This is a genomic window from Microbulbifer maximicatervae (SeqCode), from assembly GCF_052467695.1.
In genome coordinates this window covers 4,151,344-4,163,311 of sequence record NZ_CP174320.1, presented here as the reverse complement: position 1 = coordinate 4,163,311, position 11,968 = coordinate 4,151,344, and the positions used below count along the sequence as shown (strand labels likewise).

The 11,968-nt window shown below is 45.1% G+C and carries 9 protein-coding genes; 6 read left to right on the top strand and 3 right to left on the bottom strand.

What is annotated here, in order from left to right; translation table 11 throughout:
* Positions 1-182: 182 nt before the first annotated feature.
* Entirely contained in the window at positions 183-1,481 is a 1,299-nt protein-coding gene (locus ACJJI8_RS18305) for a type II toxin-antitoxin system HipA family toxin (RefSeq protein WP_444933278.1), read from the bottom strand.
* Entirely contained in the window at positions 1,475-1,831 is a 357-nt protein-coding gene (locus ACJJI8_RS18300; protein WP_282932855.1) for a helix-turn-helix transcriptional regulator, read from the bottom strand. Before ACJJI8_RS18300 ends, ACJJI8_RS18305 begins: the two co-directional genes overlap by 7 nt.
* Positions 1,832-2,660: 829 nt before the next feature.
* Between ACJJI8_RS18300 and ACJJI8_RS18295 the strand changes: the two genes are divergently transcribed.
* The 4 genes from ACJJI8_RS18295 to ACJJI8_RS18280 all read left to right on the top strand — a co-directional run bounded on the left by ACJJI8_RS18295 (position 2,661) and on the right by ACJJI8_RS18280 (position 7,739).
* Entirely contained in the window at positions 2,661-5,624 is a 2,964-nt protein-coding gene (locus ACJJI8_RS18295; protein WP_444933277.1) for a DUF3857 domain-containing transglutaminase family protein, read from the top strand.
* A 394-nt stretch (positions 5,625-6,018) separates the two neighbouring features.
* Positions 6,019-6,264 carry a hypothetical protein gene (locus ACJJI8_RS18290; protein WP_444933276.1) on the top strand — a complete coding sequence of 82 codons (246 nt, stop codon included), beginning with the start codon at positions 6,019-6,021 and terminating at the stop codon, positions 6,262-6,264.
* Positions 6,174-6,476 (top strand): GNAT family N-acetyltransferase, encoded by a 303-nt coding sequence (locus ACJJI8_RS18285; RefSeq protein WP_444935175.1) that lies wholly within the window; start codon positions 6,174-6,176, stop codon positions 6,474-6,476. The genes ACJJI8_RS18290 and ACJJI8_RS18285 overlap by 91 nt, the downstream gene beginning before the upstream one ends.
* A gap of 228 nt (positions 6,477-6,704) precedes the next feature.
* The gene (locus tag ACJJI8_RS18280; RefSeq protein ID WP_444913809.1) at positions 6,705-7,739 is read left to right on the top strand and encodes an IS481 family transposase; all 1,035 of its coding nucleotides are present in this window, start codon (positions 6,705-6,707) and stop codon (positions 7,737-7,739) included.
* A gap of 66 nt (positions 7,740-7,805) precedes the next feature.
* Here ACJJI8_RS18280 and ACJJI8_RS18275 read toward each other — a convergent pair whose 3' ends face one another.
* Positions 7,806-8,339 carry a Dps family protein gene (locus ACJJI8_RS18275; RefSeq protein ID WP_444933275.1) on the bottom strand — a complete coding sequence of 178 codons (534 nt, stop codon included), beginning with the start codon at positions 8,337-8,339 and terminating at the stop codon, positions 7,806-7,808.
* Positions 8,340-8,600: 261 nt separating this feature from the next.
* On the opposite strand from ACJJI8_RS18275, the gene ACJJI8_RS18270 reads away from it, so the two are divergent.
* Together ACJJI8_RS18270 and ACJJI8_RS18265 are read left to right on the top strand one after the other, a co-directional pair.
* The gene (locus tag ACJJI8_RS18270; RefSeq protein ID WP_444933274.1) at positions 8,601-9,089 is read left to right on the top strand and encodes a hypothetical protein; all 489 of its coding nucleotides are present in this window, start codon (positions 8,601-8,603) and stop codon (positions 9,087-9,089) included.
* Between the two features lie 615 nt (positions 9,090-9,704).
* Positions 9,705-11,750 (top strand): S8 family peptidase, encoded by a 2,046-nt coding sequence (locus ACJJI8_RS18265; protein WP_444933273.1) that lies wholly within the window; start codon positions 9,705-9,707, stop codon positions 11,748-11,750.
* Positions 11,751-11,968: the final 218 nt, after the last annotated feature.

The following is an 11,968-nucleotide window of genomic DNA, read 5'->3' as shown; positions in this document are numbered from 1 at the left end:
ACGGTGCCTCTGTTCTATTCGACAAGGGATCTTTGGAGTTAAAAGATACACTGGGGCCGCCGTGGGAGTATGGTTGGGAGGCTGAAGGTTTTAGCGGTAAAATTTGGGATCGAGCCCTGGCTCCATCCTTGGGGCCACAAAAGAAGTGGGTAGCGGATAGGTCAATGACATATAGATAAAATTTAAGTTAGCTTGCGGTGGTTTTGGCCAATTTCAATAGTCCAGCTTTCAGAGACACCGGAGGCTTCAGCGAACTGCTCCCAATTTGCTACCGCACTTGCGACCTGATCAATTATCTCCATTGGGCGCTTAATACTGATGGATTCCCCTAATGTTATTAAGTCATCTAAATTGAAGTGATCACGCTTTCCGTTAATACTTATCTGGTGTTGACTTGTCCAAGCTCCGCCAGGATTGTGGGCATAAGTCAGGTCAAAGGCTGGTGAAAGAGACCATTCTCCGGCTGGGTCCATAAGAAATGCAATATTCTTTGTATGATCATCTTGATTCCTGGCCAATACGTTGAAGACCATACGGCGATATTGCTGAACGGCTTCATTTTTAGGCAGATATAGTTCACGCATTATGCTGAATACTTGCTCATAGGAGTGTGCGCCTGCCATGTTGAAATCCAAGTGCGCAATACCACATAGAGACTGCATATGAAGCTTTTGCCCGTTTACCCGATCAAAGCGCCGCGTCATAAAATGCGCTCGGCCATTTTCCTCCAGTAGCCCGCACTCCGCCATATTGATACCCGCTTCGCGAGCCATATGATAATAGGCGTATTCAACCCGCCCATAGCCATCGCTTGCCCTGAATTCAAGATCTCCCGCGCCGTCAAATTTTAAAAGCCAGTAGTCATAGCCTTTAGGGGCGGGGACCTGACCAGAGCGAATATCCCCCTTATCATTCATGGCAATAACTGCTTTTGCTCGAGCGCCTCCGGCACTGGTGCCAACGCGCAAAATGTCCAGCAAGGAGCCTGATTTTTCAGTATCACTATGTCCAAATTGCGTATTGAGATCCGTCTGCCTATTGGTAATTGCGGCAGCTAGATTGACTAATTCTTCAACGTTCAGGTCGACAGAGTCTTTGAAGGTGCCGTCCACCGCCGGTTGAAATTCAAGCGCTCCCATGCCACGAGTACCGGTGTAACAGAGTCGCTCAATAGGGTTGAAGCTCTCTGGAGTTCGCCCTTGGCGTGCGAGCCAGGCATCAATCACCGCATTGCCGAACTTGTCAGGCAGGCAATCGGCGAGGAGTCCCGGTAATCCTTTAAATGTTTCCCGACCGAGGCCGCGAAATGTATATGGCACATTTGAAGCTTCAATAGGCATGGTTATCGGAGCTATATCCAGCCCCCGACGCAAGAACTCCGGTGCATACTCGAATGAACCATAACCACTGTCACCCCAGTGGACAGCGCCTACCAACTCGCCCCACAAGTGAACTGTTGCGGCATTTGTCTGGTTTACCATTCCGGCTTGCTCCTTTTCTTATTGCTGTTCAAGGGCAGGGTATCGCGCTGATTCTGTGAGCTGCGGCTGGCTCTCTGCCGCTGTTTACCTTGAGTAGCAATTTGCATCGGACTTACTGCCGGTTCAGGTAAGAAGCTATCCAATGAATCAAGTTGGCGAAGTACTCTCAGCGCAGCAACAAGGCTATCAAGCCTGCCACGACCAGCCTCCAGCCCTTTAATGGTGGAGGTGGATAGGCCTGCACGCTCAGCCATGTCATCCTGAGTAAGGTTCATTCGTAAGCGGTAGTTTTTGAGACGATTGCCCAGCGACTCAAGTATTTGCTTATCTGATTGACCGTGAAATCCCATAATAGTTGCCTTTCCACCCTTTGATTAGGTTTTATCGAGCTAAAGGGTGCTTTTTGAGCTATTATAGTCTACAAAGGTTAAAAGTGTTAATAGTTGGAGTTGCAGCTATTAATGCTTAAATTGATCGTTTACAGGTGTTATTCAGGCTATTATTTGTATTAATCCTATTATTTATGGAGGCCGCCTCTACCGGAAGCTCAACTTCTGCTGGCGATAAGAGAAACACCTGTTCTACATAAGATTTGATGCCATAGGCGGGCGACTACTTTCCTCGGGGATGATTAGGCTCCACTGCTGCTATTAGATTTCTTGCCGTTGCCAAATGGGAACAACTAAGAGGTTTCTATGGAGATTTACATTAGCTACTGCCATGAACAGTGGCCGCAAATTAACTAGAAGCAAATTGTTTCCCTATATTGTTCTATGGGTAAACCAACAGTAGCTGACCGTTACAAAATTTATCCCTGTTAACTCCTAGTTAATAGGAAAGCTTATTTATAAGCTTACTTGTAGTTTGTGGGGGAAGTTTGGTTGTGATTAAATTTTTATAAGCCTGAATACCAGTTTTAGTATAGAGAGTCTCAGCTCTTCTAAATCTTATATCTTCTGCTATTTACGTTGTCTTAGATTCTTAGTAAATGGACTATCGTACAAAAAAGATCGGGATAGCTCGTATTGTGACTCCATATTGGACTTTCGAGTGAAAAAAGCCTTTACTAAGCCCCTTGTATAAGCAGGTATTGAGTTAATTGGATTCGCAGCCTAGTTTCACTGGTGCGCATTCATATCGTATTTGAAAGCCACTCTAAGTATTGTAGAAAAGTAGATAATGAAGAAAAAGATTGATGCGGCTATATCAATAGTTTTAGTGATTTGTTCATTCTTGGCCGCAGGCAAGGTTTGGGCAAGAGAAGAAGTTGCTACATCTCCCATACCAGATTGGGTAACAAAGGTAGTAGTTCCTGAAGTAAAAGAGCGGCCGATCGATAAAATCCAGGATGGGGTTCATTATCTTCTTCTGGACTCGCAGATCAAAGCGGGGGATAAGTCAGAATTTGAATACTTCTTTCGAATGGCTGAATACATTATTAACCCAGAGGGGGTTGATGAAAGCTCACAGATAAGTATTGATTATGACCCAGAGTATCAAAAGGTTACATTACATACTCTTAATGTGATCCGCGATGGACAGGTTTTAAATAAACTCAATACTGCGCGAATAGATCATATTCGGCGCGAAGAGGAGATGGATGAGTCAGTCTACCATGGTCAATTAACACTCAATATTTTGTTAGACGATATCAGGGTGGGTGATGTTGTAGAGTATAGCTACACTCGCTCAGGGGTGAACCCTGTTTATCACGGGATATTTGCATATAACTCTAGTCTGAATTGGTCTGTCCCACTTGAGAGACTCTATTTGCGTATATTGTGGGAGAAGCAAACACCTCTCTATAGTTCAATTTTAAATAGCGATTTAGAACTCAAACAAAAAGATCTGGGGGGTGCCAGAGAGTATATCATCGAGGACAATAAACTTGATCCACTTAAATCTGACGATGGGACTCCTTCCTGGTTTAGTCCTTGGGGCGCTATTTACTTTAGTGAACTGGCAACCTGGGAAGATGTTGGTGTCTGGGGATTAGGGTTATATCAAGGAGTTTTTAATGTTGATGCGGAGATAGCCAAATTAGTCGCTGACATCAAGTTAAATCACAAAGATAAGAGTTCTCAAATCTCTGCCGCACTTCGGTTTGTCCAGGGGGAGATACGTTACTTAGGGATAGAGTTGGGGGAAAACTCACACAAGCCCAGACCAGCCAGCACGACTTTGCGGTATAGATATGGAGATTGTAAAGATAAAACCGTACTGTTTCTAACTCTATTGAAAGAACTTGGAGTTGTTGGCTACCCGGCTCTAGTCAATACCGAAACAAGACTTAAAGATAGAATCCCCAGCGTAAGGTCATTTGACCATGTTATCAGCTATTTTGAATTTGAAGACAAAGAGTATTGGGTAGATCCAACGCGTAGCTATCAGCATGGTGACTTGAGCAGTATTTTTCAGCCAGATTATGGAAAAGCACTAATACTCAGGCCGGGCATTGATGACTTGGTAAATATGGAGCCAGATGTCGCAAAGTATGGAGTATTTGTAAAAGATGAGTTCACAGTACTGGATGACGGCCCTGCAACCTTTACAACCACTACTGTAAATTATGGTAAGGACGCTGAAAGGCAGAGACAGCGTTTAGCTAGCAATGGGCGAGATCAAATACAGACAGAATACTTGGAGTTCTTTGAGGATTATTATTCCGGGATTGAAGTCGCTGCTCTAATTGAGCTCGAAGATAACCCAGAGCGAAATATATTCACCTCTCATGAGCAATATAAGCTGGAAAATTTCTGGGAAGATAAACCAGATAGAAAGCGCCAGGAGGTTGATTTTTATGCAAACATTGTTAGCCCATGGGTATCTGAGCCGGATGATCAGGATAGGCACCATCCCTTGGCTTTATCGTATCCAGAGCATATAGAGCAGGTTATTGAAATTCACTTCGAAGGAGACGATTGGTTTTTTGATAGTGAGTATTTTGAGGAAGATAACAGCTTTTTCTATTTCAAAAATGAGGTTTCCTATCAGGAAACCAGTAAGACACTTTCACTGAAATACATATACCGCAGTAAAGTTGATCATGTTAAGCCGAGTGAATATCAAGCCTACGTAGAAGCTATTAACAAACTCAAGAATCAACTGAGTTACGGTATCTATCAGTCTTATGCAAATACCTCAGGAGATACTGAGAGTGGTTTCTTATCACAGTTATCGCTCGCCACGTATATCTATATCTATGCCGCCATGTATGTCTTCCTGGTCTTTATGTGGCGCTTTGATAGATGGAAGAACCCTGTAAAGGAAGATACGATTTTTTACCCTGTCTCCCTGGGTAAGCTGACGGCGATGTGGGTTTTTACATTCGGAATTTTTGGTGTTTATTGGTTTTATAGAAACTTCAAATATATCCGGGAGCAGGAACGTAGTGCGATCATGCCGCTCGCTAGAGGTATTTTTAACAAGTTCTGGTACTTCCCCCTTTGGAATAAACTCCGTGAAGATAGTGAAAATCGATATGGTAAATCATATTTGCCAAACAAAGGATTTGCAGTTGTATTGGCCATTACCTTTTTGATCTCACCAGTCTTGGGTAGATATACGGGCTACCCCCTGGTGTTCCAGCTTCTAACCGTGCTAACAGTATTGCCATTGGCAAACTATTTACTGTTTGTGAATGGTGATAAGTCACCAGCGGTAATTGAGGGTTCCAAATGGCATGCTAGGCATGCTTTGTTAGTGGTGTTGAGCTTGCCGGTGTGTGGGCTGGTGGTCGGTGGAGAGTTTGGTATTTTAGCTAGCGACAAGGTTGTTGAAGGAAGTGAGATATCAGATAGGGACCTCAAGTTTATGCAGAGAAAGGGGATCCTAAAGGCTACTGATGAGGTAGCATATTTCTATAGTGACGCGCTTCTATTCGTGAGTGAAGATGGCAATGGTTTTACACAACGCCATGTATTTTCCTATTGGAAAGATGGGGATATTTTGGAAAAGGAAATGGCATCTTACGAGGATATTGAGGATCTACAGGTAGACTGGTCCAGTTCTTTAGGCGATACCACTACGGTAACGGTTGTCAGAAAAGATGGTAGTGATTTTATACTTTATGTTTCCAATCTTGGGGGGAAGGATAAGGTGTTTATATCCTCCCTTAAAGAGCGATTGAAAGCTGTTCTATAGGTAGGTTGGGAGCTGCTGGAGCTTAAATTTATAAAATTGCTCCAGCTGTCCTACCTTGAATTTTTTAGACTTGGGATAAGGTAAAATTCATAAATACCTCTTGTACTTTTTCAGTCTTCAGGTTTCATACCTAAAGACTGAAAAAGCCTCTGATGTTGTTCAGGTTCCATTTCTTCAAACTTATGGTGCTATGCGAGCGTTGAGGCTTCATCAATCCCTTCGGCTCTAATGATTTCTACCCATTGGCTCTTTGTGACCATTATTCAATAGAGAGTTGTCCGCTTTCTTTCCCACGCACCCAGCTTGCTGCCAGTAAAAATTGCTGATAGATTCTAAATGTGATCACATTTCAGCTGGGCAAAAATGTAAATAAGTTAAAGGGAAGGGATAGTTTATGGTGAGTCCGATTGTAAGGGCCGGGGTGGAGCAGAGTAATGAAGTCGCAGGACTGGTAACAAAATTGCTGCAAGCCCTTGTCGGTCATAAGCGCAACATCGATCCAGAGGTGATGGCAGTAACGGCTAAGAAGCTGTTATCACAAGATAATGGATTCCATGCTTTCCTATATCATGTCGATGGAGCTCCTGTATTACCCTATCCAGATCTGCCGCTATTTATGCCGGAGGCAACTACGGGGTAATCGAGGAGCTGTATGTTGAACCAGGGTTCCGCTCGCAGTTTATTGGCAAGGCTCTTTTGGCTGAGGCGATCAGCTTTGCGAAGGAGGAGGGCTGGCCACGGTTGGAAGTTAGTACTCCAGAAAGAGAAAACTGGCAACGAACAATTGATTTTTACCTCCGAGAAGGTTTCCTCGAGAATTCGGTCGGGGAGAGGTTGAAGCTGGAGCTGTAGCTCTTAACCTGAAAAGGAACAGGCCGCTTTGGAAAATGAAAGTCGTATTGGTTGAGTTTGATCTGACAGGGTAATTCAAAAAGTAGCGCTGTCTGCCAGATCAAGCTTGAGCCAAAGGGCTCAGTTGTATTAGTTCAGACCAAATCTGACACATCCTCTTGAAAAAGAGGGGTTTACCGGTTTTGATGAAGGTGCCTAAACCTAAAAACAAAACCAAGGATAAACCCCATGATCCATACTAATGATCGTATCATCAAACACAAGACCGGATTGCTCAATCTTGCAGAAGAGCTTGGCAACATCTCAAAAGCTTGCAAGATGCTTGGTGTATCGAGAGACACTTTCTATCGGTACAAGGAAGCTGCTTCAAGTGGCGGTGTGGACGCCCTTCTTGAAAAGAGTCGACGGGTGCCTAACCACAAGAACCGTGTTGACACAGCAATTGAAGAGGCCGTGTTGACTTATGCCCTCCAAGAGCCTGCCCATGGACAGGTTCGAGTCTCCAATGAGCTACGTAAACGTGGCGTATTCGTGTCCCCTAGTGGTGTTCGGAGTATCTGGTTACGGAACGACCTGGCTAACTTCAAGTTACGATTAAAAGCACTTGAAGCCAAGGTGGCTAAGGAGGGGCTAATCCTCACGGAGTCGCAGGTTCAGGCCTTGGAAAGAAAGCGACATGATGATGAAGCCTGCGGGGAAATTGATACTCAACACCCCGGCTATCTAGGTTCTCAGGACACCTTCTATGTAGGAACATTTAAGGGGGTTGGGCGTGTTTACCAACAAACCTATGTCGACACCTATGCAAAGGTAGCCCATTGCAAGTTGTACACCACTAAGACGCCAATCACAGCAGCAGATCTTCTGAATGATCGTGTATTACCGTTTTACGCCATGCATGATCTGCCGGTGTTGCGTATTTTGACTGACCGCGGTACTGAATATTGCGGCAAGCTGGAGCAGCATGATTATCAGTTGTACTTGAATATCAACGAGATAGAACATACCAAGACAAAAGCCAGGCACCCACAAACAAATGGTATCTGTGAGCGCTTCCATAAAACTATATTACAAGAGTTCTACCAGCCATCGTTACGACGAAAGATCTATGGATCAATAGAAGAGCTACAAAAGGATCTGGACGAATGGCTCGTATATTACAATAATGATCGAACTCATCAGGGTAAAAAGTGTTGTGGTCGCACACCGATGGTAACCCTTGAAGAGGGTAAAAGTATCTGGAAGGAGAAACTCGTAAACTGAATTTGACCTGACAGAGTACCTTCTGAAAAACCGGTAACTGTCAGATCAAGTCTGAACTACTACAGCTCAGTGGTGTGTCAAACCAGAGCTGCGACTAGCCTCAAACAAAAACCATGACCGCTTTTCTGCCTGATCAATATACTCTTCCAGCAAGCTTGCGGTAGCAATATCTCTATGCTCATTACAAAGTTCGTGGACTTTACGCATACTTGAGATCATTTCCCGGTTATCTTCGCCTAGCTCTAACAACATATCTTGCGGATCTACATACTCGGCATCATTGTCTGAAGATCGTTGTAGCTTGGCGATATGGCCAATGGAGCGAAGCGTAGTGCCTCCTAGTTTGCGCACGCGCTCCGCCAGGGCATCGGTCATCTCGAATACTTCATCGGCTTGATCATCGAAAAGCAAATGATAGTCCCTGAAGTGGGGGCCGCTAACATGCCAGTGAAAGTTCTTTGTCTTCATATATAGGCTGAAAGTATCTGCCAGCAGGGTATTAACGGCAATAGTAATGCTGGCCCTCGCACTCTCACTTAAATCAGAAGGGGCGGCTAGCCTGGATTGTGTGCCTACCGCTTCTCCAGTTGCTTTTCTCATATCAAACCTCACAAGTTATGACAAAGGGACAGGTGTGGCAGTCGGTGTCTCCATGGCACTAGATTAGACACCTATATGGCGACTAGCCATTCACAAAGGGTTGGAAGCCAGAGAGAACCAGCACATTATTTTTCCATCAGTCTTATACTGGTTGATATATCTCAAGCGTATATGGAGGAGTCTGTTTGAGATATAAAGCGGCTCAATCTGATTTGTTAAAAGGCTCTTAGGATAGGTAATGCAGCTACGGAGAATTGCTGAGTGTTCAATAGCTTCAAAAAGGAAGAGTTGTCTAGAAAGTTGTGTAATCTTTTAACGGATGCATATCTAAAAGTAAAAGACCTTGGTTATGATGAGATAGTTACTGAGTTTGATAAGGTTGAAAGCATACACTACCCGCTTATTCAAGAATATCCAGATTTAGTGCTTGAAACAAAGCGGCGTATTGCTGAGCAGAAATTTTTATTGCTCTCTGAGAGAGGCTTATCTTTTGAAGTTATTCAAGGTCTTCACAAGGATGTGCACGACTTGGGGTATTTAAACATTGATAGCGAAGATACTCTGGAAACAATTTTTTGTCGGCACTGCTTAAACCACCAAAAGTATGCTCTTGCCATTGAAGTTGCTACTGCTCTTAAAAAGAGTGTCCTTTCTGAGCTCGATACTTCTCGGGGCAACAAAGAGGCCTATGCCTATAAAGCTATAGCCAGGTGTGATCGTTTAATTTCACTGGCGAAAGAACACCTATAAAGGCCGAGATATAGCAGCTATACAACTCGGAGAAATTAGATTTGCTGCTGATTTATCAAACGGTGAATGGTTAGCTCAAGTAAGAGGCTGATAACTAGCGCCGATTAAAGTAGTAGATTTTTTCTTTTCTTTCATACTCGCAAGAGCGCCCAGCCCTCATTGAATCAACTTACCAGTCATCAAAAGTCATAGTTAAATAAAATATTTTTGATGTGATATAACATTGCTTTATGTTTGAGGGATAAGGCCGTATTTTTTGTCATAAGTGATCTGTTAATCCTCTTTGGTTGTATCTCCCGTGAACCATTCCACACTTTTTTGCGGAAAAATATTTATTACTTAAGTTTTTTGTAGAGATTTAAAACTTGTCATCGCAGTCCACATGAGTTTCGAGATCTCCATTGAGGACAACAATTTCCAAGTCGTTATACATTTGTACCAAGCTGAAACAATGGTACCAATTTCGCTCAAGCTAACTAAATGATCCTAAATTCAGCAGTTTTTGGGCTTTCCCTTCATAGAATTTATTTAGCCAAAGCGGGGCGGTTTAGGAGTAACCGATATCGAATAATTTTTTGGTATTGGAATAAATATAACTTCGGAGAAACCACAATAATGAAATTATCTTTAAAATTTCTTTTACAAAAGACGGCTTTAGCAAGTGCATTCTCATTGCTATGCACTGCGCCTTTTGGTGCCTATGCGGAAGAAGCGGATAACACGCTGCTAACTGATCGCATCATCGTTAAGTACAAAGAAAGCGCTAAAATTGGACGGGCCGCTACTATGGCTCAGGAAACTGTGGAAAAAGCTTCCCGTCGCGCCGGCCATAAAATGCACCATCTGCGCCGCATAGCTACTGGCGCTCAGGTAATGCGCCTGGAAGGTCGAAAAAATAGAGCTGAAGTAAATGCAATTATCGATCGCCTGAGGCAAGACCCGGATGTGGAGTACGCAGAACCAGATCTGATCTTGAAAGCAGTGGCTGTACCTAATGACCCAAGTTACCTCAATCAGTGGCACTACTATGAATCTACCGGTGGCTTGAACCTTCCATCAGCCTGGGATACCACTGCGGGTAATGGGGCTGTGGTCGCGGTACTCGATACTGGTTATCGACCCCATGCAGACCTGGCAGCCAACATTTTGCCGGGCTACGACATGATCGACGATACCTTCGTTTCCGTAGATGGCGATGGTCGCGATAGCGATGCCACCGATCCGGGTGATTGGTATAGCTCTGGTACTTGTGGAGATAGCTCCTCAAGCAACAGTAGCTGGCACGGTACCCATGTTGCCGGCACTATCGCTGGCGTTACCAACAATAATCTTGGTATCGCAGGTGTTGCCTATGAGGCCAAGATTGTTCCTGTCCGTGTGCTCGGCCGTTGTGGTGGCTATACGTCAGATATTGCTGACGGCATCATTTGGGGTGCTGGTGGTTCTGTCAGTGGACTGCCAGCCAATGCGAATCCCGCCGACGTACTCAATCTCAGCCTTGGCGGCAGCGGAAGCTGTGGTACTACTACACAAAATGCCATCGATACTGCTCGCAGTCTCGGTGCGACGGTTGTTGTAGCTGCTGGCAATAGCAATGCTAATGCAAGCCAATTTACTCCTGCCAGTTGTGATGGGGTGATCTCAGTGGCTGCGACTAATCGCAGTGGCGGTCGTGCTTACTACTCTAACTACGGCAATGTAGTAGATGTTGCAGCGCCGGGCGGAGCACAGAGCTTCGCCAATGACTCCGACGGCGTCCTCTCTACCTATAACAATGGTGCTACTGACCCAGGCAGTGATAGTTACTATTACATCCAGGGCACCAGTATGGCGGCGCCTCATGTGGCCGGTGCCGCAGCATTGCTCTACTCTGTAGACCCTACCTTGACCCCAGATGAAGTTGAATCAATCCTCACCAGTACCGCACGGAGCTTCCCGGCTTCTTGCAGCAGCTGTGGCTCAGGTATTGTCGATGCAGCAGCGGCCGTAGCCTCGGCCAATGGTGGCGGCGGTGGTGGCGGTAACGACGGCGGTGAACTTGAAAATGGTGTTGCTGAGACTGGTATCGAGGGTAACAGTGGTGATGAAATTAACTTCACCCTAGAAGTGCCTAACAACGCTACAGACTTGTCTTTTGTAATGTCCGGTGGAAGCGGCGATGCTGACCTCTACGTTCGACATGGCAGCGCCCCCACAACCAGTACCTATGACTGCCGCCCCTATACTTCAGGCAATAATGAAACCTGTGATATTGCTAACGTACAGAGAGGAACCTATCACGTCATGGTACGTGGGTATAGCTCCTTCTCTAACGTTAGCCTCGTAGGCAGCTACACCGCAGGTGGTGGCGGCGGTGGCGGTAGTGACAGCTGGGAAGAGACAAATCTTAGTGGTTCCCGCAACGGCTGGCAGCATTTCACTATTGAGGTTGATAGCGGAGCTTCAACGCTGAGCGCCGTAATGTCTGGTGGCAGTGGGGATGCAGATCTCTACGTCCGTTTCGGCCAAGAGCCCACCCGCACAGCCTACGATTGTCGCCCTTACGAGTGGGGTAATGATGAAAGCTGCAGCATCAGCAATCCAGACGCAGGTACCTGGTATATCAGTATCCGCGGTTACTCTGACTACTCTGGCGTTTCTCTGAGTGCTAGTACTGAGTAAATGGGCCAACTCCCACTCCACAGGTTCCTGTGGGGTGGGTAGATAGCTGTTCTACTCAAATAATGCCAGTCAGTTAAGCTGACTGGCATTTTCATTTAACACGTTGATCTCCGCAGAATCCTTTCCCAGTTATATTGCCGGCAATATCACCAATTCTGTGATGATCATTTCCACTGCTCGATTAAAGCTCGTTTTATCAGAGTGGATTAACTTCAAGC

Coding starts and splice junctions, on each gene's coding strand:
- ACJJI8_RS18305 (WP_444933278.1), bottom strand. CDS start 1,481: ATGGTAAACCAGACAAATGCCGCAACAGTTCACTTGTGGGGCGAGTTG.
- ACJJI8_RS18300 (WP_282932855.1), bottom strand. CDS start 1,831: ATGGGATTTCACGGTCAATCAGATAAGCAAATACTTGAGTCGCTGGGC.
- ACJJI8_RS18295 (WP_444933277.1), top strand. CDS start 2,661: ATGAAGAAAAAGATTGATGCGGCTATATCAATAGTTTTAGTGATTTGT.
- ACJJI8_RS18290 (WP_444933276.1), top strand. CDS start 6,019: ATGGTGAGTCCGATTGTAAGGGCCGGGGTGGAGCAGAGTAATGAAGTC.
- ACJJI8_RS18280 (WP_444913809.1), top strand. CDS start 6,705: ATGATCCATACTAATGATCGTATCATCAAACACAAGACCGGATTGCTC.
- ACJJI8_RS18275 (WP_444933275.1), bottom strand. CDS start 8,339: ATGAGAAAAGCAACTGGAGAAGCGGTAGGCACACAATCCAGGCTAGCC.
- ACJJI8_RS18265 (WP_444933273.1), top strand. CDS start 9,705: ATGAAATTATCTTTAAAATTTCTTTTACAAAAGACGGCTTTAGCAAGT.